Below are 25726 nucleotides of genomic sequence, written 5' to 3'. Positions count from 1 at the left end.
TCTCCTTGGTAAACGTTCTTCTCTTTGAGATAATCTTCTAAATTTAAGTCTCCTAAACTGTTTTAGAAAATCTGTCCAGCCTTTTAAGGAGCTAATACAGTTGTACTCCGTTTTTCCAAGCAACACTCCTTTTAGTCGCTTAAGGGTAAACCGCTCTTCAAACAAAAGCTTGTCGCACTCTCGTTGTATGCGTGATCTAAGACGGTCTAGCTCAAGTTTCGCCTTTTTAAGTTCAACGGTACTCCCTGTAATGGATTGCCTATCGTGACTCCAGTACTTGGGTTCAATGCGAATATTGGTCGTAAAAGTCTCTCGTCTTCCTAAATGAACTAGTCGACAGTACAGAACTACGGTTCCGTTGGTTGATTTTCTTGGGTATATAAGTGTTTTCATCTCCTACAATTTTGATTATCACAAAGTTACGGTGACACGTAGGGTCCTAAAAACGTAAAAGAGAGCAGTAGGGCGTAAAAGAGAGCATCAAGTCAGTCACAAAACCCTTAAACCAGATTTGTGTCCGTTTTGTGTCTCTTTTGTTCCTCTTTTAATGCATCGAAATGCACTGAATTGATTCGAGCTAAAAAACAAAAGCCTGACAATCAAATAGTTTGCCAGGCTTTGCTTTGAAATACTACAATAATTGTTGCCCGAGCAAGGGAAATCTACGGTTTGGCTATCTATTGATTCTCATACCCGCGCAGAGGGATTCTACAAAAGCCGGAATTGGGTTCGAAAAGGAGTACTCCCCAATGGAGAAGTGAGATTCGAAATGACCAGAGAGAAATGGTTGAGCGGGGATTCCAACGAGGCTGAGGATTGAAGTCGGAGCAGGGGAAGAAATCACGGTTTAGGGCTATTCACCTTCTTTGCCTATAACCCGGAGATTCGACGCATCATGTACACCACCAACTCCATCGAAGGTTTTAATCGAAGAATGAGGAAAGGAACTAAAACCAAAGGAGCCCAACCCTCTGAAAGAGCCCTGTAAGAGTTGCTTTACCTCGTCAGTCAACATACCAACAAACGATGGAGCAAACCACGGTCATGGACTAAAATAATATCAATCCTCGCTATGACCCATGCTGAACGACTAGGCCTTGAAAGAAATGACACACTTAACTGAACAAAACCGGGAATTCCGCTTGACTAATAGCAGATTGGGCTTCGCTCGGGTGGTATTTATTGAAGAGTAATTCGACTTTCGCTCCCCTGCGGAAATACGAGTTATGAGAAGAAAGTGTTGGAACCAAGAACTCAACACTGAGAACTAAAAACTAATTTGCCACCATCAAGTTGCACCCTCGAATCTCGGCGTCATCGAATCGCCCCAGTACTTCGAAGCTGCCATCGGGGAATTGTCGCCCGAGGTCTTGAGTCGCAATGAAGGCACAGGAATGGATGTTGGCCAGGTCCATGATGTTGATTCCGCCCGTTTTACCTTGCGGAGCAGTGGAAAGGGGGTCTTCGGTATCGCGTAATTGGATGTTCATCCAGGGCGGGCAATGAAACTTTCCGCCCGAGAGGGCGTAAGACTGAGAAAGTAGTTCGGTCATCCCGTATTCGCTGTGAATATTCTGAGTGCCTAGGCCTTTCGACAGTCGTTGATGCAGTTCACTACGGATCAGTTCGCGCCGCCGGCCTTTCATTCCGCCCGTTTCCATCACCACCGCATTATGTGGTAGTTGTACAGGGTGCTGTTCGGCCAAATCGAGGAGGGCGAAGCTGACTCCGAGTAGGAGGATCTTGCGGTTCGATGTGCGGTGGTTGATCAGGAGTTCTCGCAAAGCGGAATATTCGTTCAGAAAGAATCCCGAGTCGGGGTGTTCGCTTTCCTCGATGAGGCCTTGTGCCATGGTAACGAGCGAGCTTCCCGAACGCTCGAGATACGCCGGTAGCAGAGCGAAGATGACGTAGTCCGATGGGTTTCCGTAGAACAATCGAAAGGCGGCCATGTAGCTTTCGCGGTAGATCGATTCGACGACGACTCCGTGTCTAGAAGGGGTTTGGCCGCTGGTTCCTGAGGATGTAAAGATCGTTGAAGGGCTATATCCGTCCGCAAGGACGTTATGGCTTTTAAAGAATTTGACCGGCATATAGGGAATCCGGGAGGTGTCGTGAACACCGGCTGGGTCGATATGCAAATAATGAAGGAAATCGCGATAGGGGCGAACATGGATGGCCTGCCACCGGAAGAGCTCGAGGGCCAGGGCTTCGCGGTCCAATTTAGAAGCGCAGAGAAAAACCTTATTTTTGAAAGCAATGTGGTCCATGCAAACGATAGGGCCATTAACTCCGTTATTATGTATATGCAGCGATACACAAAGGTACTATTAACGGTCGGGATAGCTTGGGTACTGTCGACGGCCTGTTTGCGCACGGATGAGTATCCGCTCGAACCCATGATCACGTTCGATGGGTTCAGCTTGGTGGATTCGGTGGATCAGTTAGGGAACTTGAACACCTATTGTATCGTGACCATTGGCTTTACGGATGGGGACGGAGACGTTGGGCTTCGACCCGGGGATACGAATGGTGGCTATCATCCCGACAGTCTGTACTACCACAATTTGCTGGTCGATTACTACGAGTGGAACGATTCGACCAATTCGTTTAAATTGATCGAAGATTTGAATCCGCCTTTTAGTGCGCGAATTCCCTATTTAACTCCGGAAGGGAAGAACAAGACCTTGAAGGGCGATATCGTGTACGACATGAATGTTTCGTTTACCGGAAGCGATACCATCAGATTTGATTTTCGCTTGGTCGATAGATCCTTTACTGAGAGTAACACGGTAGAATCTCCGCCGATCTATCTGAATTAACTTTCCAATACGATGGCCTCGGACACGTCGAAGGCGTGATCGCCGATCTTCTCGAGACTGTGTATGAGGTCGTTGTAGTACATGCCCGAATGAATGGGGTATAGTCCTTTCTCAATGTTTTCGAGATGCTCGTTTCGCAGCTTGTTTCGCAGGTCGTTGATCTCTTCCTCGATGTCCTTGGCTTCGGTCAAAGTGACTTTTTCGTAGTCTCGGTTGAGGTTTTGGGTCATGTTCGAGATGGACTTCTCGACAGCAATGAACATCAGTTCTGATTTCTGACGTAGTTCCGGCGTAAAGTAGGCCTTGATCGCTCTGCGGCGTTCGAGATTCTGAGCGATTTGATAGCACAGATCACCTATGGTTTCGAGGTCGGAGATGATACTGAGCATACTTCTAACGCGTCGAGAGGCGTCATTTGAAAGCTCGCTCTCCGAGGCCTTACTCAAGTATTTGGCGATCTCGAGTTCCATACGGTCGGTCATGTCCTCGTACTTGGCCACCCGCTTCATAAGCTTTTGGAACTTCTTCTCTTCGGTAGCGTGAAGTAGTTGAGGAACGGCATCGTACAATTTCACGATGATCTCGCCGAATTTGCTGATCTCTTTACGGGCTTCAATGATCGAAAGCTCCGCCGTACCCATCATTCCACTTCCAATAAAACTCAAGTGGAAAACCTCGTCGTCGACTCCTTTGGCAGGCAAGAACCTAGTGACCGTACGGGCGATGAACGGTACGAACCAAACCAGCATCAACACATTCAAAATATTGAATGTAGTATGGAAGATGGACAGTGCGATCGGAATGGCGCTAGCTTCTTCGGACGGGCGGGCACCAATGTTTACAACATGGTATTGAGCTGCTGTGATACCTAGTGCGACCAGTTCTTCCGAGATTCGAATTGCGGCCAACGAATCTATGTCAATGCCCTGACCCGCAGCTTTGAAAAGTGAATAATGCATATTCAGCTTTTTCGGAGTTACCCAAGTCCACTCGATAAATTCACCGGCATCGCCAAGGCTCTGTTGAAGTTGTGTGTCGAACAACTCCTGACTTGGCGGTTGCTCAAAAGAGTATTGTCGTCCGCCAGTTCCGCTGATGGTCGGATTGTTGGCCATGTAGTTATTTATACCGGAAATGAAAAGAGGAAATGCGATGATCATCCAAACCACTCCAAAGGTGTTGAACAAGAAGTGGGCCCGTGCCGCTCTTTTGGCGTGAACATTGGCAACCAGGGCGGCTAGGTTAGCCGTAATGGTAGTCCCTATGTTTTCACCGAGGATCATGGCCGCTGCGAGCTGGAAAGGGATCCACCCTTGGTAACACATGACCAGGGTCAAGGCCATGGCCGCGGAGGACGATTGAACCACTATGGTTATGACGGTACCCACCCCGATGAAGATCAGGGTCGAAAGCAATCCTTTATCCGTGTATTGGCTTAAAAATTCGAGAACCTGTGGATTCGATTGAAGGTCGGGAACGCTGTCTTTTAGGAATTCCAGTCCCATGAAGAGCAGGGCAAATCCAATGAGTACCTCGCCCCACGATTTTATACTTCCTCGTGACGAAAAAAGCATGGGGAAACCGAAGGCGATGATCGGAAGGGCCATTGCCGAGATCTTCACTTTGAATCCAAAGATCGATATCAGCCAAGCAGTCAGGGTAGTTCCAATGTTCGCTCCCATGATGACCCCGATCGACTCAATGAGCGAAAGGAGACCGGCGTTCACAAAGCTTACGACCATCACCGTAGTCGCTGAAGACGATTGAACTAAAGAGGTAATGATGAACCCGGTAAAAACGCCAAAAACTCTATTCGAGGTCATGGCGCTTAGAATGCGTCGCATTCTATTTCCCGCAACCTTTTGGATGCCATCGCTCATCACCTTCATCCCATAAATGAAGAACCCTAGTGCTCCGATGAGCGAGAGCAGATCCATTAAAGAATAATTCATTTACCCGATTTTGCTGGCAAATATGGGATATAAGAGTGGCTATCTCTTGATCACGCGATGTGTCTCTGATCCGTTTTGCGATGTGAATTCGATCAAATAAAGACCAGACTCCCAACTTTCTGTGCGAACACGAACTTCTCCGTTGATCTCGCCGGACCAAACTAGCGCACCGAGGGTATTCCATATCCGTACTTCGGTAGTTTGGTCGACATTCAATTTCAAGCTTGAAGTGAAAGGATTAGGGAAGGCAATGATCGATTTTTCGAATTCATTCAAGCCAATGGCCGGAATCACATCCGCTGAATAGCGAGGAAGCAATTGATAACCCGAATCAAAAGGCGAACTCGAATCGAACTGTCCTCCGATTCCTCGGACGTGGAAAGTGCCGGAAGGAGCTGGCATGCTATACAGATCGACATCATTATCAATTCGTACTGTATAAGTATTGATACCGTCGGTAACGTCGACGTTAAAGCCGCTTCCCGAGCCTGACCACTGTGATGAATCCACAAGGCTTAAATCCTGAATTTCCACCAATTCAGACTCCGTACTTTCACCTAAAGCGGCCACGACAACCGGAGAAGGAATAGGATTACCCTGTGAAAGAACCTTTGCGCTGTCGGCATAAATTTGTGTGAGTCCATTGAATTGATCGATGGATCCGATTATGCGAACTTCGTCTCCCTCGTTAACCGTAAATCCGGGCAATGCAACAGGGCTGTACACCCCAATACCATCGGATCCGTCATTAACCGTGAACTGTGCGCCATTGGCATTCATGTTTACTCCTAAAACGATTCCTTCCACGGCACAGTAAACCAGTGCTGAATCGACTGATCCATCTGCGGCATTGGATGTTACATCACCGATTGAGTAGGTTGGGATAACCTGATCGTTATCCAGGATGGTAATCGCGACGGAAGTATTCGATCCGGCCGCGAGGCCGCCAGAAACATAAGTAATATCAAAAGTTCCCGTTTCGCTCGATTCCACGATAGCATCGTCCACTACCGTAAGAATGATCTGTGCCGAGTCTGTTCCGGCCGTGACCGGGATAAGGATCTCTCCTGTGATGAGGTCAAAGGCTGGAGCCGTACTCCCATCCGTTGGGTCCAATCCTATGCCGGGTGTAAGTGTTACGATCACCGTATCGTCGGCTGTAGTAGTCGGAGAGAACTGAAGAGTTAAGGCTAATGATCCAACGCTTTCCGAAATGCTCTGGCTGGAGGTAGAGAAAGAGACCGTTGATGTAGTTGGCGCTGAGCCGAAGGTGAGGTTGCATGCGGGCCAATTCGCAGAACCTGCGATATTGACGTCGTCGTCTGTTACCCAATTCCCTGCGTTATAAATATTACTGCGCAAGGTAACTGTATCCCCTACAGATAGGCTACAGTCGTAGTAACCGTTATCGACATGCGCACTGGCCATAACGAAGGCGCTAAAGCCGTCCGTTAACGATGGTGGAAGGTAAGATTCTGTTGAAGCTGCCAGACCTGAGGTTAGCCAGGTTAGGTTGATGTTGTTTGACCGTGGAGTCATGATACCAGCTACGAAAGACGGGTTCGGGATAGATCCGAGATAGCAAAAGATATTATCTCCGGATCCGGAAATTCCTCCTAGCGACCCTACGGTTGTCCCACCTGCTCCAAAGATCAAGGCGTCAGAACCTGAACTTGGGTCTTCAAAACGAATGTAGGTTCCTGCCGAAACGCCACCTGCTGGGGTGGTCCAGGTCATGGTGTCTTCCCCTGTGGTACTGTACCAGTCGAAGGTGCCACCATTCGTGGAGCTAGGCCCCCATGAGCGGTCGGTAAAGCTGATGTCGAGGTTGCCGGGAAGGTCTACCATTGGAATAATCGCGAAACCATCGGGAGCATCGGCTTGGAATCCGGCGAAAACAATATCACCGGGATTCAATGCTGCGGGTGCTGGTGCCGCATTCACCGTTACCGTGCCGCTCATGCCGAGACCCGCGTGTGGGTCGCATTGATAGCTATAGGTTCCCGGAATGCTGAAAACAAAGGAATAAGCCCAGGACGCTGAAGCCGTTCCATTTCCGAATGAAGCCGGATTGGAGGGAAAGGTAGAGGTAGAGCCGTTGACATTGTGGAACCCACCTTGGTTGATCCAGACTACAGTGTCGCCGGCGTTTACCATTAAGTTAGCTGGATTAAAGGTGTTTCCATTCGGGCCTCCCAGGCCGACGTTGTGGGTCGTTGCCTGAGTAGTGAAGGAAATCGAAAGGAATAGTGCAAAAAGTGTGTAGAATCTTTTCATAAGAATGACAAATTGGGTTCCAAAGTTACCAAATGATGAGGAGAATCCGTCAAACGCCTCATTATTATGATAAGAAGACAAAAAAAGGCCGCTCGTTGAGAGGCCTTTAAATCCTTTATGGGGAGGGATTAGTTGATGATGTTACCGTTAACATCTTTCGCCCATCCACCTTTCCACCAGTTACCACCAGTTTGGCAAGCACCGCGGAATTGAGCAGAAGTAAACCACGAATCTACTGAGTTAGGATCAGCTGAACTAGTGCTCGTTCCTACGAAACCGTTCAAGGTTACTGCTACTTCGTCACAGTTGTAATCGTCAACGAATTTTTGGCAGTCGCGGTAAGTGCCTCCGCCACCACCCAATCCGAATACGCTAGCGTTGCTAACGAAAGCTTCGTCTTGTTCTACGTGCCACAAAGTGATCGAATCAGATACGCGGATACCGTGGTTCGGGAAGTTAGTTACAACAGCATTCCAGATGTTGAATTTAGAACCTTCACGAAGACGCATTCCGGTGTTTTCCATGTCACCATCATCTTCTCCAACCAAAGTAACGTTAGAGATAGAAGGGTTGGTCCAAGGAAGTGCAGAGTTGTCATCACCGTTGTTGTCGAATTCGAATCCACGGTCACCTGATACAGCATCTTGGTGTACTACCCAGAACTGACCTTTACCGGCCCATCCGTGAGTACAGTCGAAAGAATCGTCGCGGTTACCAGTAGAGATAGCATATATTACTTCAGCAGCTCCACCGAACCACTCGATACCGTCGTCAGCACCTTTGAAGCACTGTACGTGGTCGATCTGAGTTCCTGATCCAACTGCGTTCAAAGTCAAACCGTTCAACTCGTCGTCAGTAGCGCAGATGAATCCTGCATACTCGATACGCAAGTAGTGAATCTCACCTGAGTTGTCGGCATTGTCAGTACCACCGTAGGTACCTGAGTTACATTCTGAGGTAGCAGTAGATCCGTTGTTGATCTCACCGTATCCGTTGATGATCAAACCACCGAATGATCCTTTTTCCTGCTGAAGAGCAGACATAACTACTGGGCAGCTAGCAGTTCCCATTGCCATGATCTTAGCACCTTGGTTGATCGTCAAGAAGTCAACACCGTCAGAGTTGTCTCCGTAGATCTCAGTACACTCAGGGATAGTCAAAGTTGAACCTTGCATTACGAATACTCCGTCTTTCAACAAGTATTTGTTGCTCGCATCCAAGGTGAGGTTTTGGTTGACGTTACCAGCAATTTGTTTGTAAGCCTGACCACTGATCGTTACGTCAGTAATGGTGTACGTTGCATTGTTGTTGTTGTTGTTGTTGTCATCATTGTTACATGCTGACATCGTTACACCGAGTGCTAAAGCTACTGCGAGCATCCGGTTGAACTTGAAATGTTTCATTACTATTACGGGTTTAGAAGTTGATTTTCCTGCGACAAAACTATACGACTTCCAATGAAGTGAGCTTTCGTAAATTTTAATCTTGTGTTAAGGAAACGCCCGTAGTCGTTACGACAGTGTTAATTAAAAAACGTCGTAGGCAATAGATATAGAAAAGTCTACACCTCGGCGAAATTGATTTACGACGACCGGGCCATTGGTTGAAATATCCGGGTCCGATTCCTGCTCCTGATTGATCATCGGATTCAAGATGTTACGAGCGTAAAAATTCAATGACCAGTGCTTAGATAGCCGGTTTCTCAAGGAGAAATTGAGCGTATTTACCGGAGCCTCGTATATATCTCCAATTCCCTGTGCACCTGCCGAGAAAACACGGCGACCAAATACATTATAACTTAAGGTCGCGGTAGATTTTCTCTGATCATTTTGGCCATAACGCTTCGTATAGGTCAAGTCGGCGTTGATCAGATAAGGTGAAGCACCTTGAAGCGGGCGATTCTCATTTGTTGAGATCACTGATGAACCGCCTACCGTAGCTTCTTTGTTGATGGTTACGTCGGAGTACATCAATGAAGCGTTGAATGCAAGGCTGAAGTTTTTCCAACCGGTTTCTTCTCCGAACCAGCGTCCGAGATTTTGGAAGTACTCGAATTCCAAACCTCCAACTACCGCACTCTCGGTGTTGATGAATGATTCGAGCTGACCAGAAGCCGTAGCAACGAGCACGCGCTCAATAGGGTTGTCCAGGTATTTTCCGAAGGCTGTTATTGCGATTAAGTTACCCGGTTGTGGATATGTTTCAAATCGAAGGTCAACGTTGTAGTTCGACCCGTTTTCAAGTTCCGGGTTACCGATACTTTGGCGTCCGGCGAAGAACTCGATGTACTGGAACGGTCCAACCTCACGGTATGCCGGGCGAGAGATGGTTCTTGAAGCACTCGCGCGAATCGCACTTTTCTCATTTAGGTCGTACTTAAAGGATGCAGTGGGCATTAAGGCGATTTGGTCCAGCTTTTCTTGTTTTGGGATCGTAGGCTGTACCTGATCGCGGTAGTCAAGTGTTTGCAATCCCTCTTCAACACGCAATCCGATCATTCCTTCTGCACGGGCGCCAAGTCGTCCGTTGGTTTGAAAATAGAAGGAGTTGATGTTAAGGTTTGCCTCATACACAGATGCGAGACCTCCAATTTCACGATAAGCGATTTTTCCGTTGTCGAAGTTTTCCGGAGTAATGACCTCCTCCATGTTGTTCGGGTCCATTACGTCGCCATCGGCGTTCACATAGTTCCGGAAATCGATATTGACTTGCCGGTAGTCAAATTCGCGTTTCTTTCTTTTGACCTCACCACCAACGGTAACATCCCACAAGGACTCACCTTTATCATCGGTCTTCAAAGAATAGGTCGCCATCAATCTGGCATTGTATTCGTTTTCCTCGAGTTCTGAATAGAAACGGTGGTTCTCGTTGAAGTCCAAGGTGTTGATCAGGTAGTTTTCACCTTGGCGCAGGTATACGATTTGGCGACGGTCAGGCTCCGTGGAAGAAGCGCGGTTCCATGAACCATCCCAACGAACTTTCCAGTTACCCAACTCGTGCTCTCCGTACATTTGATTTACCATCAAAGTGTTTTGCCTAAAGGTATATCGACGTGTAAAGATGGGTGAAGAGTAGTCGAAGTGGAAACCATTAGTCTCACCGGTTTCGCGAAAATTGTCCGTGCTCAGATTGACAAGCAAAAAGTTGTATGAGATCTTGTTGTTACGATCGATCTCGTACGTAGCATTTGCCAAAGCAGAGGTATTGGTTTCTAGCTCCCATGATTGAACGTCGTAGTCGATTTGAAAGTCGTTCTGGCGGTTAACGAGACGGTAAATCCCCGGCTGATAAGAAGCTCTGTTTCTATGGTCCAGTGAAATAAGAAACCCGAAAGCGCTTTCACCGCCGTCCTTCCTAAAATAGTTACCACCGGTCAAACCGAACTGAGTATTGATAGGTGTTGCGATGGTCTGTCTGTTGAATAGGTATGGGAAAGCGTCATTTTTACCATCATTACGACTGTTGTAGAAGTCCAGATCACGAACTTCATCCGGATATGCGCGGGTTCCGTCATCAAAGCCGAAGTAATCCATGCTTCCACCTTCATAGGTGTAGAAGTCTCCCCCGTTGCGCTGAGTATTGATGCCTGTACCCATGCGAATTTCTAACATAGGTTCGGTTGGGTAATCTTTCGTTGAAATATTGATCGCCCCACCGGCGAAGTCACCGTAAAGCGGAGCTTCAAAAGCCTTCTGAACGTTGAGGTTCTGCACGATGGCCGTGCGGAAGATGTTCAGGGGAATGACCTTGAGGTCTGGATCCGGAGACGCAATGGGCATGCCGTTGAGGTAGGCGCTGTTGTAACGGTCGCCCATTCCGCGTACGAATACGTTTTGACCACCTACAACGGATATCCCCGCCACCTTTCCAAGTCCTGAAGCGACGTCGGCAGAACCGGTTTCTTTGAGTTTCTGGGCACCGATGCTCTGAACGATACCCGAGGCGTCCTTACGCTCGAGAAGCAGCTGTGCTTCGGATTCTTTATTGGCTTTTTCAACGATATCGACCGTAGTCAAAGCCACCGATCCTTGATTAAGGGTGTGATTCAATGTGGTGGTTTGGCCGGCTACGACTTTCACCCCTTTAATGGTGTCGACATTATATCCGATAAATGAGATCACAACATTATACGTTCCCGCGGGAACCGAAAAGCTGTAATTCCCGTCGAAGTCCGTGGTCGATCCGAGGTTCGATCCGACCGTAACGACGTTGGCGAAAGCCATGGGTTCACTGTCACTTGCTCCGTCTAATACGGTTCCACTAATAGTGCCGGAACCTTGTCCGAAGGCGTTGATCGTGACTAAACCAACAAAGGCTAACAACAACGAAATTCGTAACTTGGGCATGCTCAGTAATTTTTTGCAAAGGAAAGCCGCTCAAGTAAGCGTATGGTTAATGCCTTGTTACCCTTGAGTTAAGGTTGTTATCCTTTGGTTAAAGGTGTACTAGGCTTTGTTTTATGGTTAATTTTACCGGCAAATCCGCATTCTATGAGTCCCAACGGCTACAAGATTTTATTGGTAGATGACGAAAAGGATACCCTCGAATTCATCGGTTACAACCTCCGTAAAGATGGGTACACGGTATTCACTTCGAACAACGGACAAGAAGCTGTAGAACTGGCTAAGAAGGAATTGCCCCAATTGATCATTCTGGATGTTATGATGCCCGGAATGGACGGAATCGAGGTTTGTGACGTGTTGCGCAATACACCGGAGACCACTAATTCCCTGATTGCCTTCCTCACTGCTCGAGGCGAAGACTACAGTCATGTAGCAGGTTTCGACGCCGGAGCCGATGACTACATCACCAAACCGATAAAGCCGAAAGTTCTCGTAAGTCGAGTAGGGGCTCTTCTTCGTCGATTCGGATCCAAAATGGAGCTCGAATCGGTGATCGAAGTATCCGATCTGAATATCGACAAGGAGAAATACCAAGTGACCAAAGAAGGTGAACGAATAGAGCTTCCACGCAAGGAATTCGAGCTATTGAGTTTATTGGCCAGCCGTCCCGGCAAGGTGTTCAATCGCGACGAGATCCTTGATAAAATTTGGGGTAGTGAAGTGATCGTTGGTGGACGAACCATCGATGTTCACGTGCGCAAATTGCGCGAAAAAATCGGCGAAGGTTACATCAAAACCGTGAAAGGCGTAGGCTATAAGTTTGAAGCCTAATGCGTTTTGAAAAACCCGATCAGCTGGCCCTTTTTGCCAGTGCGGTCACTAGTGTTTTCGTACTTTTTACCTTTTGGCTTGCGCACCGCATTACCCAAACGGAATTGGATTTGACCGCTGACCTCGCCGTTACCGCGGTGAGTTTTCTTGTTGGGTTCCTCATTTTCAGATACGCGGTTTATCAGTTCATTTATAAAAAGGTCGAACTGCTCTACAAGAGTATTCACGACATTCGCACCGGTGACTTCGAAGATGAAGAGGTGACCGGCGATCTCGATGAGGTCAACCGCGAGGTATCCGAATGGGCCGAAAATCAACGCAAGGAGATCGCACAATTGAAGGTGCGCGAATCGTACCGAAAGGAGTTCATTGGAAATGTGTCTCACGAACTCAAGACCCCGATCTTCAATATCCAAGGTTATATCCTGACACTACTCGACGGAGCACTCGAAGACGAGGAGATCAACCGGGCGTACCTGCTTCGAGCGAACAAATCGGTGAAGCGAATGATCCGGCTCGTACATGACCTCGAAACCATTACGAATCTGGAGGCCGGCGCACTCCAAATGAACCTCAAGCCTACCGACGTTTTAGAGCTCGCCAAAGACGTGATCGATACACTCGAACTCAAGGTTAAAAAGAAAGAGGTCGACGTTCGGTTCAAGAATAAAAATCAAAAATCGATCAGGGTCCTGTGTGATTCCGAACGCATAAAGCAGGTGTTTACCAACTTGATCGTTAACGGAGTCAATTATTCGATTCGAGAAGGTGGATTTGTGGAAATATCATTCTCCGATATGGGAGCCCACTGGATGGTTGAGATTTCCGATAACGGATTGGGTATTCCCGAAGAAGACCTGCCCAGACTCTTTGAACGATTCTACCGGGTCGATAAAAGTCGGTCACGCGAACAGGGCGGCACAGGTCTGGGACTCGCCATCGTGAAGCACATCATCGAAGCGCACAGACAAACCATCACCGTGCGCAGTAAGCCCGGAGTGGGGTCCACTTTCGCCTTTACTTTGAAAAAAGCTTAAACAACTCACCCCAGTTGCGCTGAGTCATGTCGAACCGCGGCAGCCCGGCATAGTCAATACTCTTGACCATCGCGTCGCGCAGATTGAACTCGTCCTGCTCAAAATGGGGCACCAAACCCTTGTCGTCGAGCTGCTTAGCAAGGTATTCTTGCTCGGTTTGCCCGGGTGTCGGACAAAAAACGGCTTTCTTTCCCGAAACGCACAGATCCATCACCGTGGTATAACCCGATCGACTCACGACCAACTCCGACTGGTAGATCAATTCCTCCAGATCATCGCTCGTACAGTAGTTGTAAAACTGAATTTTTCCGCGCCGCTCCACCTTTTGCTGCTCCGTAATTCCGCGCACCACAACTCCGCGAATCCCCAATTCTTCCAACTGCTCCACAACGATCTTTTCAAAATATCCCCGTTGCGGCTCGGGTCCCGAAATGAGGGCCAGTACCTGGTACTTAGGGTCTGGATTTGCGCCTCGCGGCGCGAAGCGGGACAGCGGTCCAATATACTTGTGATTGAATGAGCGTGGGAACTTATGGGCCAGGTCACCCGACAAGTTCTCGGACCCTTCGAAGTCAGGGATCCAGCACTCATCGTACTTTTCAATAAAGCGTTTGTTGAACTTAAACAAGATCTTTTCACCGGCCGGTGCTTTGATCATGACCTGATGCGTCATGAATACCGTGGGCACCTCGTCCGAGTACAGCCCAAAACGATTGTCGCTGATGACCCCATCGATCTTTTTCTCGCGAACCAATTCCCGTAGATGTGCTTGTTCCTCCTGGATTTTCTTCACAATGGTCGGAGCACTCGTCAGGATCTTCAGCGCAAACGACCCCCGCTTCTGATAAGTGATCTGATAGTCGGGCAGGTGAATGAATTCCAATTCTGGAAACTCCTGTTGCAGCAGGTACAACGCACGGCCCGATGTCCCGATGACCGGAATATGGCCTTCGGCCCGTAGGGCCCGAATAATAGGAATGCACCGCGTGGCATGACCCAGCCCCCAGTTCAAAGGACAAACCAATATTCTCTTGGAACGCATGATCGGCGAAATTAGGCGTGGAGCCGTTAAAAATCCGACTTTCAGGATTAAGCGAAAATTAAATCTTACCGCTACCTTTGCCAAAAATAAATCGGTGGGAAAGAACAAATTACGTCGTTTTAACGAGATGGAGGCCTTCGATCACGTGGTGCAACCCACGCGCCAAGAGGTCGAGCATGGACTTCCCCTCGCCGGCCGCTGGAATGCCGATTTCTTCGAGAGTGATCGGCCGCTGGCACTCGAGCTGGGCTGTGGCCATGGTGATTATACGGCGAATTTGGGGCACCTACGGCGCGATGTGAACTTCGTCGGTGTCGACATCAAAGGGGCTCGAATTTGGCGTGGGGCCAAAACAGCCGAAGAAGAAAGTCTCGATAATGTGGGTTTTTTACGCACCCAGATCGAACTCATCGATAGCTGCTTTGGGCCCAATGAGGTCTCAGAGATCTGGATTACGTTTCCAGACCCGCAAATCAAATTCAAACGAGCCAAACATCGCCTCACCCATCCGCTATTCCTCGAGCGGTATCGCCGAATTCTGAAATCCGACGGAGTTATTCACCTAAAATCGGACAGTGAGTTTCTGCACGGTTATACCCTCGGACTCCTCGAAGCGTGGGGTTGGCCAATCATCGAATCAAATCACGACATCTACCGGAATCCTCAGCGCGATCCGGTACTCGATATCAAGACCTATTACGAACAAAAGTGGTTGGCTCAAGGCAAGGCCATCACCTACCTAAAGTTTCAGCTGGGTGAGCGACGCGAATTCTGATTTTTTTCAACGCGTGTATCGCGTGGTGCGCCTGATTCCTGAAGGCCGAGTTACGAGTTACGGGGCCATTGCCAAATACCTCGGTGCGGCGCGCGCGGCTCGAATGGTAGGCTGGGCAATGAACGCCTCGCACGGTCAAGACGATGTGCCGGCACACCGAGTGGTGAATCGAAATGGACTCCTAACGGGAAAACATCACTTTATAGGAGCCAGCGTGATGGAGCAACTACTCGAACGGGAAGGCATTGAAGTGATCGATGATCAAATTCAACACTTTGAACAACTTTACTGGGACCCGGTTATTGAACTGCCGGGTGAATCTAACTTAGAACGACTTTAAATAAAGTACCTTTGTTCGTATGAAAGTGACCAAAGAAAGCGTCATTCGCGTACTCCATAAAATAGCCACGCCGGGAATCGGAACCAACTTGGTAGAATCCGGTGCGCTCAAGAACGTGCAAGTATTCGGAGAAGAGGTGGATGTCGATGTAACCATCTCAACACCAGCACTACACGTTAAAAAGAAACTCGAAGTCGACATCATGAAGTTGATTCACGATGACCTTTTTGAAAAGGCCGTGGTCAACGTCAAGATCACCGTCAACGCGCCTGAAAAGAAACCGGAGATCAAAGGCCCCGAAATTCCAGGCGTTAGGAATGTGATCGCTGTCGCCTCCGGAAAAGGAGGAGTCGGTAAATCTACGGTAACTTCTAATATGGCGGTCGCCTTGGCCGATATGGGTTTCAAGGTCGGATTGGTAGATGCTGATATTTACGGACCATCCGTTCCCATGATGTTCGATGTGGAATTCGCTCAGCCAAAATCCGTTGAGGTGAATGGCCGCAGCTTGATGGAACCCATCGAAAGCTACGGAGTAAAAGTATTGTCAATCGGATTCTTTGCCGGAGCCAACCAAGCCGTCGTTTGGCGTGGCCCAATGGCTTCAAAGGCCTTGAATCAATTGATCAAGGACGCTCACTGGGGCGACTTGGATTTCTTGCTTATCGATCTGCCGCCCGGAACGGGTGATATTCACCTGAGTTTGGTGCAAGCAATTCCGGTTACAGGAGCTGTCATCGTGAGCACGCCTCAGAATATCGCCCTCGCCGATGCACGCAAGGGAGCAGGGATGTTCAAGATGGACTCGATCAATGTACCTGTGCTCGGAATCGTGGAAAATATGAGCTATTTCACTCCCGAAGAGCTCCCCGGTAACAAATATTACATATTCGGAAAAAGCGGTGCACGAAATTTGGCGGAAGATATTGGCGTACCGTTCCTCGGGGAAATTCCCTTGGTTCAATCGATTCGAGAATCGGGAGATGTAGGTCGCCCGGCAGTTCTTCAAAAAGAGTCGCCAGCTGCCGAAGCCTTTATCAACGCCACCCGCAATATGGTGGAGCAGTTGGTCGAGCGAAATGAAAAGCTTTCCCCTACCCAAAAGGTAGAGATCACCAATATGGCCGGGTGTTCGGCTGTTAAGCAGTAAACTATGGGAACTCACAGTGAAGAATTGACCAATAAGGTTGAACAGGCCCTCGACGAGATCAGACCATTTTTGAAATCAGACGGAGGAGATATCAGTTTGATCGAGATCACTGATGACCACATCGTGAAGGTCAAGCTGCACGGAACCTGTGTCGATTGCTCCGTCAATCAAATGACCTTGAAGAATGGGGTTGAGATGACCATTAAACGATTCGCACCCGAGATTGTAAAAGTCCTGTAAGTAGGACAACAGCAAACGGCTTAATATGAGCAAGACATCACAAGAACTCGATAAAGTCACCATTCTATTTGCCGGTGACTCCGGTGATGGAATTCAGCTGACCGGAATTCAGTTTTCGAATACCGCCGCTTTGTACGGTAACGACCTGAGTACGTTCCCTGATTTTCCGGCCGAAATTCGCGCCCCGATCGGTACGGTAGCCGGTGTGTCGGGATTCCAAATCAACTTTGGATCTACGGATATTTACACTCCAGGCGATGAATGTGATGTACTCGTGGTCATGAACGCCGCTGCTCTGAAAAAGAATCTGGAGTGCCTGAAGCCACGGGGGTCGGTGATTTTGAACATCGCCGGATTCGATAAAAGAAACTTGCAGCTCGCCGGATATGGAGCCGAAGAGAGCCCGATCACGGACGGAACTCTGGACGACTACAACGTGGTTCAGATGGACGTAACGAAATTGACTCGTGATTGCCTCAAGGAGACCGACCTCGGAATGAAGGAGAAGGACCGTTCCAAGAATATGTTCGTTCTCGGATTCGTCTACTGGATGTACAACCGGAAGCTGGACGTTACCATCGATTTTATCCGGCGTAAATTCGGCAATAAACTCCCCGAAGTCGCCGAAGCGAATATTGCGGTGCTTAAAGCCGGTTATGCTTTCGGCGAAACCAGCGAAACGTTCAGCAACCGATTTGAGGTTCGGCCGGCAAAGATGGCACCCGGGAATTACAGAAACGTAATGGGAAACCAAGCGACGGCCATAGGAATTGTCGCTGCCGGGCGAAAAGCCGGACTCGAGATCTTCTACGGAGGGTATCCGATCACGCCGGCCTCGGACATCCTACACGAATTGTCTAAGCACAAGAATTTTGGTGTGCGCACTTTCCAGGCAGAAGATGAGATCGCGGGAATTTGCTCTGCCATCGGAGCCGGCTTTGGTGGACACCTTGGTGTAACCGCTTCATCAGGCCCGGGTATCGTATTGAAGACCGAAGCACTCGGATTGGCTGTCATGCTGGAGCTTCCATTGCTCGTTGTGAATGTTCAGCGCGGGGGGCCGTCGACCGGACTGCCAACCAAGACAGAACAGGCTGACCTTATGCAGGCCATTTACGGCCGTAACGGGGAAGCGCCCATTCCCGTGGTGGCGGCCCGTACTCCGAGCGATTGCTTTGAGGCGGTTTACGAAGCAACGCGCATCGCGATCGAACATATGACACCGGTATTCTTCCTAAGCGATGGCTACCTAGCTAACGGCGCCGAGCCTTGGATGTATCCGGGTGCCGATGATTTGGCGGAGATCAATCCGGTATTCGCAGAGGCCAAAGAGGGTGAGGAATTTTTGCCGTACAAGCGCGATGAACGCCTGGTTCGCGAGTGGGCCATCCCCGGAACTCGCGACCTGGAACACCGAATTGGTGGACTCGAAAAAGAACACGAGACCGGTAACGTGAGCTACGATCCGGAGAACCACCAGTTCATGACCAAAACTCGTCAGGCCAAGGTCGATATGATCGCCGAGAGTATTCCCAAACAGATCATTGATAATGGCCTGGAATCGGGCAAGGTTTTGATCCTCGGCTGGGGGTCCACTTTTGGCGCAATCAAAACCGCGGTCAAGGAACTGATCACCGAAGGGTTCGAAGTAGGTCACGCACACCTGCGCTACCTCAATCCTTTCCCTAAGAATTTGGGAGACATCATCTCGCGATACGATAAGGTTTTGATACCGGAAATGAATAACGGCCAATTGGTGCGCATCATTCGCGATCGCTTCCTGGTCGATGCCATTCCATTTGAAAAGGCAAAAGGGGTTCCCTTCACTGCCAACGAGATCAAAAATAAAGTTGCCGAAATCTACCCGTCATGACCACAGAGAAACAAGAGACCCATTTTACGGCCAATGACCTGAAGACGGACCAGAATGTTCGTTGGTGTCCGGGCTGCGGCGATTATTCAATTCTGAAGCAAGTACAAAGCGTAATGCCCGATATCGGGGTTGAACGTGAGGATATGGTATTCATTTCCGGTATTGGATGTAGCAGTCGCTTCCCGTATTACATGAACACCTACGGAATGCACTCGATCCACGGTCGGGCAACGGCCATCGCCAGTGGTTTAAAAGCCACTCGGCCCGAGCTGAGCGTTTGGATCATTACAGGTGACGGCGACTCATTATCGATCGGTGGAAACCACTTAATTCACTTGCTACGACGGAATTTCGATGTGAACATTTTATTGTTCAACAATCAAATCTACGGACTAACCAAAGGTCAGTATTCTCCCACCTCCGAACTCGGAAAGCGGACCAAGAGTACACCTCTCGGCTCTGTAGACCATCCATTCAATCCACTCGCATTGAGCATGGGGGCTGACGCAACATTTGTCGCGCGTTCACTTGACCGCGATCCACTGCATTTGCGCGATATCTTGAAGCGTGCGAACGATCATAAAGGAACTTCGCTGATCGAGATCTACCAGAACTGTAACGTATTCAACGATGGAGCATTCGAGCTCTTCAGCGATAAAAAGACCAAGCTCGAGAATACCATCATGCTTGAAGACGGCAAGCCTTTGATCTACGGCGAAAACCGGGATAAGGGAATTGTTCTCGACGGGTACAAACCGAGAATGGTGAGTCTTGATGAAGTTTCGGAAAACGATCTGTGGATCCATGATTCAAAGGATCGCACCAAAGCCGATATCTTGGTTCGCTTCTTTGATGATCCGAATATCGAAGGACATTTTCCACGTCCGTTCGGCGTCTTCTACGAAGAGCGCAGATTCACATACGACGATGCCCTTAATGAGCAACTGAATCGTCACATTGAGCAAGAAGGCTCCGGTGATCTCGATGCGCTCCTCAAAGGGAACAACACCTGGGTGATCGAATAAACGACCCTCTTATTTAAAATCCTCCGGGATCTCGCAAACGGGAATGGGTTCCATCTTGTGCTGATTCGCCTTGTTCAGCCTCGTATAGATCGCAAGGACTTCCTTTTGTCTATCGGTGAGCTCCGAACCATCGCCCGTAAACTTCATGGCCCATTCGAGCTCCGGATAACTGGCCCCGATCTGATCCTCATCCGTTCGATCGTCACCCCAAAGCCCATCGGTAGGCGGGGCATCCAGAATGTCCTGAATCACCCCAAGTTCCTTGGCAATGGCGTAAACCTCCGTTTTCATGAGGTCCGCGATCGGCGAAAGGTCGACCCCGCCATCGCCGTACTTCGTGTAAAATCCAATGCCAAAATCCTCCACCTTATTTCCCGTACCCACCACGAGATATCCCGGAAGGGCTGCAAAATAATACAGCGTGGTCATGCGAAATCGGGCGCGCGTATTTACGAGCGAGTGCTCATGCAAGTTTTTATCGCCCTCAACGGGCGGAAGTGCACCTACGAAGGCGTCAAAGATCTCCGTTAACTCTACTTTGACCGAGGAGACATTTTCGAAGTTGTCTTTAAGCCATTGAATGTGATTCGCGGCTCGAGTGACTTGGCTTTTAGCCTGGTGAATGGGCATTTCCACACAAACCAAAGGAAGTCCTGTTCGCGCTGCCAATGTCGATGAAGTGGCCGAGTCGATCCCGCCACTTACTCCGATGACAAACCCTTTGCTCCCGGCTTTAAGGGCGTATTCTTTGAGCCATTGGGTAATGTGATCAGCTACTGCATGTGTTTTCATGGAGTAAAGATAAAGCCGGCGGCAATATTCGCCTGACTAAAGTAAAAGTTCTCTTCGTTCTCGATATTCAGAACCGATTCGGGATGCACGATGTTCGTGAGTGATCTTCGCCACTGCAATTGCGCGAACGCGCTCCACTTAGGCCCGAGCTCGTATTCGCATCCCGCCGCGAGGCGGATATCCACACGAACTCCCGCCCAGGCATCTTCATAGCGCAAAAGGATGTCAATTTGGTGGGACGCTTCTCTACGGAACTCCTCTACGAGTTTGAAAGCCAGAATGAACTGTGGTTGAAAATAGGGGGTAAAATATCCCAGCTGCCACCAGCGGAAGGTCATTCCGGCCGGAATCTCGAGCCAATCGGTGCGCACCTTGTAGGTGGTGTCGTTCAGGGCAAAAGCAGTTTTGGAACGCTGCCAACCCAAGCCGTGTTCAGCAGAAATCCCCCTCGTTATATGCGTATGTCGCAAGAGTCGCGTACCCCACCCAAGACGCAATTTGCCATCGTGATTTCCGGCATCGGTATCGATGAGGTGAAGCCCGCCATTGAGTTCCCACGAATAACGAACGGTGCCCAGAACCGGATAAGGAGTAACGAGTACACTGGCTGTGGCCGGATCGATCTGAAAACCCGGGCACCAAAAAATAAATCCGTTTTGTGCCTGACTTGGCCACGCAATTAGGAGAAGGGTCGATATGGCGATCCGCTTTTTCATGTTCTGGAAGTGGAAGGTACACAATAAGGTTTATGCCACCTTGATCACCCTGGCGAAATGCTCCATATATCTTAATAGAAGTATTGGCTCTTTACGAGTATTTTCCATGGATTCCGACACTGTAATAGCTGTTCCTTAGCTTTTTGACAGTCTGAAGCGCCGTTCAAATAGGTGCTACAAACTTGGTGTCCGATGAAGTATCCTAGGTCGGCTGGTCTTTCACCTGACCTCGTTCCATTGTACAGCCAACCGCTGAAATCGTTGCTCTTGAGGTCGTCTGCGAATTCAATTTTCAGCTCTTCTTCGTTTTCGAAGCCGTACTCGTAAATGGTCGGATTGATCGTAGTGCCAATGATCTCCCTACAGATAAAGTCTGCACTTCCTTCCAGTATCGACATGGTGGCCTTGCGACGAAAAAAGTATCCCCAGATCACGGGGATCTTCATGCTCTGTTGCACGTGAACGGTCTCATGTGCTATGAACGATTCAAACTAATCTTCATCGACTATCACCTCTTGCAGCCAAGAAGAAAGCTCTGAAGTGTCAGTGGTGGAGTCGGCTAAAACGATCTCGGCACCAATGAGCAACCAGTTTCCTTTGACGGTTCCACCTGTGGTTAAGACTCCGATGGGCAAGCATACGTTTTGGCGTTCGAATTCTTGAAACTCACTTTCAAATTTATCGAAGATCTGGTCGGTCGTAGTACGCCTTTGCTGTAGATTCATGTGGTTTGACTCCAGGCTTTTCCAAAAGCTTGGATACTTCCCGAAGTCGGCCACATACCCTCCGGCAGAAAGGTCACGAACACGAATGAATTTTTGGAAACCGACCGAAGCAGAATCCAGATAATTCTCCTGGATCATTTTGATGCTGTCCTGTAGCGAGGTGCACGATGCAAGGTTGTCGTACATGCGCCGGAAACGGTCTATATCACTCGTTTCAAATTGATTTTGCCCTTTTGCGAAAGTGCAAACAAAGGCACAATAAACAGCAATGAGGGTCTTCAGCTTCATTATGTTAGCAGCGAATCAGTTCAGCTTATCTGCGGCGGCCACCTCCCGCGGGGCGGGCGCCACCTTGCCGCAATGGAGCGGATCCGCCCGTAGGGCGAGATCTTTGATAGTTGTTGTGATTCTGAGTACTTCTTTGCCGGTTTTGATAACTGCGGTTCAGTTGGTCTTGTCTGTTATACTGTTGCGTTGATGGCCGCGTCGACGGTTGCTGCCGCGTCGATGGACGCGTATTTTGACCCGTAGAAGCTCTATTCGCAGGGCGTTGAGAGCCGTTGGTCTTTTGATCCCATTGGCCATTTTTGTTTCGTTGGTAAACGTTCCCCGATCGATCGGTATACATGTTGTTTTCGCGAGTCGATGGTCGCGCTTTCGCCGTTGGTCGGGTTGCGGTCGTAGGTCGGCTCGTGAGCTTTACCCCGCGGTGATTCCCGTTGTAAACGTTGCGCTGAGCGTTGTTTCGTTGGGCAGCTGCGTAGCCCGCGCGATAACCGTTGTGGTAGCCGTGCTTATATCCATTGTGGTACCCGTGATGATATCCGTGTCGATATCCGGCGTGATATCCGGCAGGTCCCCAGTAAGGGCGATAATACGGACGATAACCCCAACCAACCCATCCATAGCTAAAACCGATGCTGAATCCCCAGCCGGTCCGGGGATTGTAGTGAACCCCCCAACCATAAGTGACTGGCCGCGGATAATATATACTACCGTACCAGTAGGGGTAATGGTAGCCGGTTCCGTAAACGACGACTCCGCCGTATGAGTAACTGTACACGTATCCTGGCGCGTAGCCCACGTACACGACTTCCGGGGTGGAGTCGTAGATATATACATATTTCGTGTTGTATACAGGCGAGCCGGGCGGAAGGTCGTCGACCTCGTTGGGGCGTACATCGCTTACCGAGTAAGGCCCGGCAGGCGCATTCGCTACGAACCAAATTCCGTTGTCAACACAGTAATAATCCCCATTAATGCGCAGAACGGTTTTGTCGCTATTAAGGGCATAGGCCACATCCGTATTGTCCACCTTCTTGAATTGAGGGTTCCCGTCGAAATTGACTTCGACGGTCGTTTCTTTTCTGTTGACTGCAGCAGTTTCCGGAATGCTTTGCGATAGAAGTGCATCTTGAGCTTGAGGAGTGCCAGGTAAGCTTATCAGCACATGTCCCATTTCGGATTCTGCCGGAATCTTGGTGAACTCTTCGGGTAAATCGGTCGGATCAACGAAGTTCCATTCTCCATCCTTTAAAGAAGTCGACGCATACCAACGACCAGCGAGCAAAACGTGGTGTTTTTGACTGCCGATCTCCATGATCACGTCACTTTCGGTGTTCTTGACGAACAGTAGCTGCGTTCCTTCTATAGTCCCATAATCGGGCTCCCCGTCGATCACGATGAGCTCACTTGGCTCTGTGGCAACGATGATAGCTGGGGGCCCATCGAGGTCTGCAGTAGCAGAGTCCTTGGCGCTTTGTTCAGGACGGTTCTTTTCTTAGAAGGAAGCGATATCTCGTGGAATACTCGTGTCGGGCGTCCAACCGATTTCGGGGTCGCTCGAGCTATGCCAGTACTCTCCACCCTTGAGGTAGTGCTTACCCGACTTGTTTTCCTTTACGATGAAGAAGGGTGAATTGACGACGTAGCTCAGCTTTTTGTCGTCGGTTTGTTTTACTACCGGCTCCCCGTCAATAGATACGAGCACTGTTGGTTCATTTCGGAAGTAGATTTGTGGCGAATCGTTGTTGATCTGACCTTCCATAACGAGCTCTTGGTCGGCGTCGGCTAGTGAGCCGAGGAGTAGGTCGTACGATGTGGCCATGTCCCGGCCATTCATTTCGCTTTCCAATCCGGCCCTTGCTCGTTCGAGTTTTTCCTCGTCCTCAATGGCCGGGAAATTGAGCTGAATGACCTTAACATTTTCAATGATGGCGATGCGCTCTTCTTTGTTGGCCTCGAGGGTCGACTCGAACCAGAATGCCCCGAATTCCATTTCATCAGAGCCATTTTCCTTATACGAGATGGCTGCTCGCCCAGAGAGTCGAACGCCGTCGAGTTCCTCGAGCTGCGGCTGATAAACAGTGGCAATGCCGTTCTTTGTGGTGATTTCTTGGGGCCAAGTCATGGTCGGCTCTGACTGACCGAATGAGAGTAATGCGACTACCGTTAGAATAGCCGTGATCAAGCGCTTCATAAAATATCGATTTGAAGCTACTAAGTTAGCGAATTGATCAAGCCGAAAGCAGTACGATCAACAATCCGCCGCCCAATACCGAACCGAGGGTTATTCCGAAAATATACGATAGAGGCCCGGGCTCAAAGCGCCATGATAGTCGAGTCATGAGCCATTGTCCGGTAAAAATGAAGAGGAAGTATATGACGAACATGACCCAATTGCCCCAAAGCGAGATCCAGGTAAAGTCAAAGTAACCCTCATCAATGAAAAAGAGGAAATTGGTAATCAGAAAGGTGGCCAATAACAGGACCCAAGTCTTCATTTTGTTCGTGGAAAGAGATACAGTGCTCATGCGTTTGGGGTTGTTGATATAACTTATCCCCGCCACATTATATTGTGAAAAAGCCCGAGCATTGGGCTCGGGCTTCTCATTATTAGCGACTCTTACACCTGACTCATAACGGCCTTGTCAAAAATCCGATCGCCCAAATATTTTCTAACCCACATGAGCGGTTTGGCCGGGTGACCCTTAACGCATCGCGTTTTGGGCTTCTCTGTATTCACGATTCTAGAAACGACCTCGGCGATGGCACTGGCCGGAGTTCCCTGCCCTTTTTCGTATGTTTCGACCGATGCTTTGGCTATGGCCTGTGTCAATTCCATGTACGCGCCGCCCTCGGCTTGTTCCAGGAGTCCGTTGGCCATGACGTCGGCAAACTCTGTCTTGATGATCCCCGGTTCCAATATTATCACGTTGATCCCGTGTTGCTTCAGCTCGAGTCGCAAACAATCGCTCCACCCTTCCAAGGCGTGTTTGGCCTCGTGGTAAAAAGCCCCCAGTAGCGTGTACATTTTGCCGCCCATCGATGAAGTATTGATGATGGTCCCCGACTTCCGCGCCCGCATATGAGGCAGTACTTCCTTGGTCATTCGTACGAGTCCAAAAAAGTTCACTTCGAACTGGTAGCGAATTTTATCCATCGGTACATCCTCCACCGCGCCATAAAGCCCATAGCCGGCATTGTTCCAGAGTACGTCGATGCGTCCTTGTTCTTCGATGATCCTCTTTACCGCGGAAACGATCTCTTCTTCGTTGGTCACGTCCAATGCGATAGGGTGACCGCCCATTGCTTCGAGGTCTTTCATTTTTTCGGTCCGCCTAGCGGCGGGATAAACAACATGCCCCTCTATAATAAGTTTTTCGGCGGTTACTTGTAACACTCCCCGAAATTTAGACCACTTGCTAAGTTAAATTTAAAAGTACCTACATTAGGCTAAGTTATGAGTGGAAAACGCAGAAAATTCAGTGCCGATTTCAAAGCGCG

The 25726-nt window shown here is 49.2% G+C and carries 25 protein-coding genes; 10 read left to right on the top strand and 15 right to left on the bottom strand.

Features of this window, described 5'->3' with window-relative positions; genetic code table 11:
* A partial coding sequence (locus tag J4F31_06730; protein MCE2496254.1) for a hypothetical protein occupies positions 1–393 on the bottom strand: 393 nt, incomplete at its 3' end.
* A 502-nt stretch (positions 394–895) separates the two neighbouring features.
* On the opposite strand from J4F31_06730, the gene J4F31_06725 reads away from it, so the two are divergent.
* Positions 896–988, top strand: coding sequence for a hypothetical protein (locus J4F31_06725; GenBank protein ID MCE2496253.1), 93 nt, complete (start codon positions 896–898; stop codon positions 986–988).
* A gap of 286 nt (positions 989–1274) precedes the next feature.
* Here the strand turns inward: J4F31_06725 and J4F31_06720 are convergent, their stop codons facing one another.
* Positions 1275–2270, bottom strand: a complete 996-nt coding sequence (locus J4F31_06720; GenBank protein ID MCE2496252.1) for an acyl transferase — start codon at positions 2268–2270, stop codon at positions 1275–1277.
* A gap of 36 nt (positions 2271–2306) precedes the next feature.
* On the opposite strand from J4F31_06720, the gene J4F31_06715 reads away from it, so the two are divergent.
* Positions 2307–2822 (top strand): hypothetical protein, encoded by a 516-nt coding sequence (locus tag J4F31_06715; protein MCE2496251.1) that lies wholly within the window; start codon positions 2307–2309, stop codon positions 2820–2822.
* Here the strand turns inward: J4F31_06715 and J4F31_06710 are convergent.
* The 4 genes from J4F31_06710 to J4F31_06695 all read right to left on the bottom strand — a co-directional run bounded on the left by J4F31_06710 (position 2819) and on the right by J4F31_06695 (position 11397).
* Positions 2819–4774, bottom strand: a complete 1956-nt coding sequence (locus tag J4F31_06710) for a Na/Pi cotransporter family protein (protein MCE2496250.1) — start codon at positions 4772–4774, stop codon at positions 2819–2821. The genes J4F31_06715 and J4F31_06710 overlap by 4 nt on opposite strands.
* 39 nt (positions 4775–4813) lie before the next feature.
* Positions 4814–7051: a T9SS type A sorting domain-containing protein gene (locus J4F31_06705; protein MCE2496249.1), complete on the bottom strand. Its 2238-nt coding sequence runs from the start codon at positions 7049–7051 to the stop codon at positions 4814–4816.
* Between the two features lie 128 nt (positions 7052–7179).
* Positions 7180–8454, bottom strand: a complete 1275-nt coding sequence (locus tag J4F31_06700; GenBank protein MCE2496248.1) for a hypothetical protein — start codon at positions 8452–8454, stop codon at positions 7180–7182.
* A 123-nt stretch (positions 8455–8577) separates the two neighbouring features.
* Positions 8578–11397: a TonB-dependent receptor gene (locus J4F31_06695; GenBank protein MCE2496247.1), complete on the bottom strand. Its 2820-nt coding sequence runs from the start codon at positions 11395–11397 to the stop codon at positions 8578–8580.
* A gap of 144 nt (positions 11398–11541) precedes the next feature.
* Here J4F31_06695 and J4F31_06690 point away from each other — a divergent pair, with 144 nt between their 5' ends.
* Together J4F31_06690 and J4F31_06685 are read left to right on the top strand one after the other, a co-directional pair.
* Positions 11542–12225, top strand: coding sequence for a response regulator transcription factor (locus J4F31_06690; GenBank protein MCE2496246.1), 684 nt, complete (start codon positions 11542–11544; stop codon positions 12223–12225).
* Positions 12225–13262 carry a sensor histidine kinase gene (locus J4F31_06685; protein ID MCE2496245.1) on the top strand — a complete coding sequence of 346 codons (1038 nt, stop codon included), beginning with the start codon at positions 12225–12227 and terminating at the stop codon, positions 13260–13262. The genes J4F31_06690 and J4F31_06685 overlap by 1 nt, the downstream gene beginning before the upstream one ends.
* Here the strand turns inward: J4F31_06685 and J4F31_06680 are convergent.
* Entirely contained in the window at positions 13243–14304 is a 1062-nt protein-coding gene (locus J4F31_06680; GenBank protein MCE2496244.1) for a glycosyltransferase, read from the bottom strand. The two genes, J4F31_06685 and J4F31_06680, sit on opposite strands and share 20 nt — an antisense overlap.
* 94 nt (positions 14305–14398) lie before the next feature.
* Here J4F31_06680 and trmB point away from each other — a divergent pair, with 94 nt between their 5' ends.
* Genes trmB through J4F31_06650 form a run of 6 tightly spaced genes read left to right on the top strand, consistent with a single transcriptional unit; the run spans position 14399 to position 19707 of the window.
* A complete protein-coding gene (gene trmB / locus J4F31_06675; protein MCE2496243.1) occupies positions 14399–15079 on the top strand; it encodes a tRNA (guanosine(46)-N7)-methyltransferase TrmB in 681 nt (226 codons plus the stop codon).
* Entirely contained in the window at positions 15060–15419 is a 360-nt protein-coding gene (locus J4F31_06670) for an MGMT family protein (protein ID MCE2496242.1), read from the top strand. Before trmB ends, J4F31_06670 begins: the two co-directional genes overlap by 20 nt.
* A 19-nt stretch (positions 15420–15438) precedes the next feature.
* Positions 15439–16569, top strand: a complete 1131-nt coding sequence (locus J4F31_06665) for an Mrp/NBP35 family ATP-binding protein (GenBank protein ID MCE2496241.1) — start codon at positions 15439–15441, stop codon at positions 16567–16569.
* A 3-nt stretch (positions 16570–16572) separates the two neighbouring features.
* Positions 16573–16809, top strand: a complete 237-nt coding sequence (locus J4F31_06660) for a NifU family protein (GenBank protein MCE2496240.1) — start codon at positions 16573–16575, stop codon at positions 16807–16809.
* A gap of 25 nt (positions 16810–16834) precedes the next feature.
* A complete protein-coding gene (locus tag J4F31_06655) occupies positions 16835–18682 on the top strand; it encodes a 2-oxoacid:acceptor oxidoreductase subunit alpha (protein MCE2496239.1) in 1848 nt (615 codons plus the stop codon).
* Entirely contained in the window at positions 18679–19707 is a 1029-nt protein-coding gene (locus tag J4F31_06650) for a 2-oxoacid:ferredoxin oxidoreductase subunit beta (protein ID MCE2496238.1), read from the top strand. The genes J4F31_06655 and J4F31_06650 overlap by 4 nt, the downstream gene beginning before the upstream one ends.
* A 9-nt stretch (positions 19708–19716) precedes the next feature.
* On the opposite strand, the gene nadE is transcribed toward J4F31_06650, so the two are convergent.
* The 8 genes from nadE to J4F31_06610 all read right to left on the bottom strand — a co-directional run bounded on the left by nadE (position 19717) and on the right by J4F31_06610 (position 25622).
* Positions 19717–20499 carry an NAD(+) synthase gene (nadE, locus tag J4F31_06645; GenBank protein ID MCE2496237.1) on the bottom strand — a complete coding sequence of 261 codons (783 nt, stop codon included), beginning with the start codon at positions 20497–20499 and terminating at the stop codon, positions 19717–19719.
* Positions 20496–21215, bottom strand: a complete 720-nt coding sequence (locus J4F31_06640) for a hypothetical protein (GenBank protein ID MCE2496236.1) — start codon at positions 21213–21215, stop codon at positions 20496–20498. Before J4F31_06640 ends, nadE begins: the two co-directional genes overlap by 4 nt.
* A gap of 71 nt (positions 21216–21286) precedes the next feature.
* The gene (locus J4F31_06635; GenBank protein MCE2496235.1) at positions 21287–21661 is read right to left on the bottom strand and encodes a hypothetical protein; all 375 of its coding nucleotides are present in this window, start codon (positions 21659–21661) and stop codon (positions 21287–21289) included.
* Positions 21662–21706: 45 nt separating this feature from the next.
* The gene (locus J4F31_06630) at positions 21707–22228 is read right to left on the bottom strand and encodes a hypothetical protein (GenBank protein ID MCE2496234.1); all 522 of its coding nucleotides are present in this window, start codon (positions 22226–22228) and stop codon (positions 21707–21709) included.
* A gap of 25 nt (positions 22229–22253) precedes the next feature.
* Positions 22254–23621, bottom strand: coding sequence for a hypothetical protein (locus J4F31_06625; GenBank protein ID MCE2496233.1), 1368 nt, complete (start codon positions 23619–23621; stop codon positions 22254–22256).
* A gap of 99 nt (positions 23622–23720) precedes the next feature.
* Complete coding sequence (locus J4F31_06620) at positions 23721–24419, bottom strand: hypothetical protein (protein ID MCE2496232.1); 699 nt, start codon at positions 24417–24419, stop codon at positions 23721–23723.
* A 37-nt stretch (positions 24420–24456) separates the two neighbouring features.
* A complete protein-coding gene (locus tag J4F31_06615) occupies positions 24457–24753 on the bottom strand; it encodes a hypothetical protein (protein MCE2496231.1) in 297 nt (98 codons plus the stop codon).
* Between the two features lie 92 nt (positions 24754–24845).
* A complete protein-coding gene (locus J4F31_06610; protein ID MCE2496230.1) occupies positions 24846–25622 on the bottom strand; it encodes an SDR family NAD(P)-dependent oxidoreductase in 777 nt (258 codons plus the stop codon).
* Positions 25623–25726: the final 104 nt, after the last annotated feature.

It is taken from the genome of Flavobacteriales bacterium, assembly GCA_021296215.1.
Taxonomy (GTDB): Bacteria; Bacteroidota; Bacteroidia; order Flavobacteriales; family ECT2AJA-044; genus ECT2AJA-044.
Note: the sequence above shows the minus strand (reverse complement) of the source record. Positions and strands in the feature narration are given on the sequence as shown.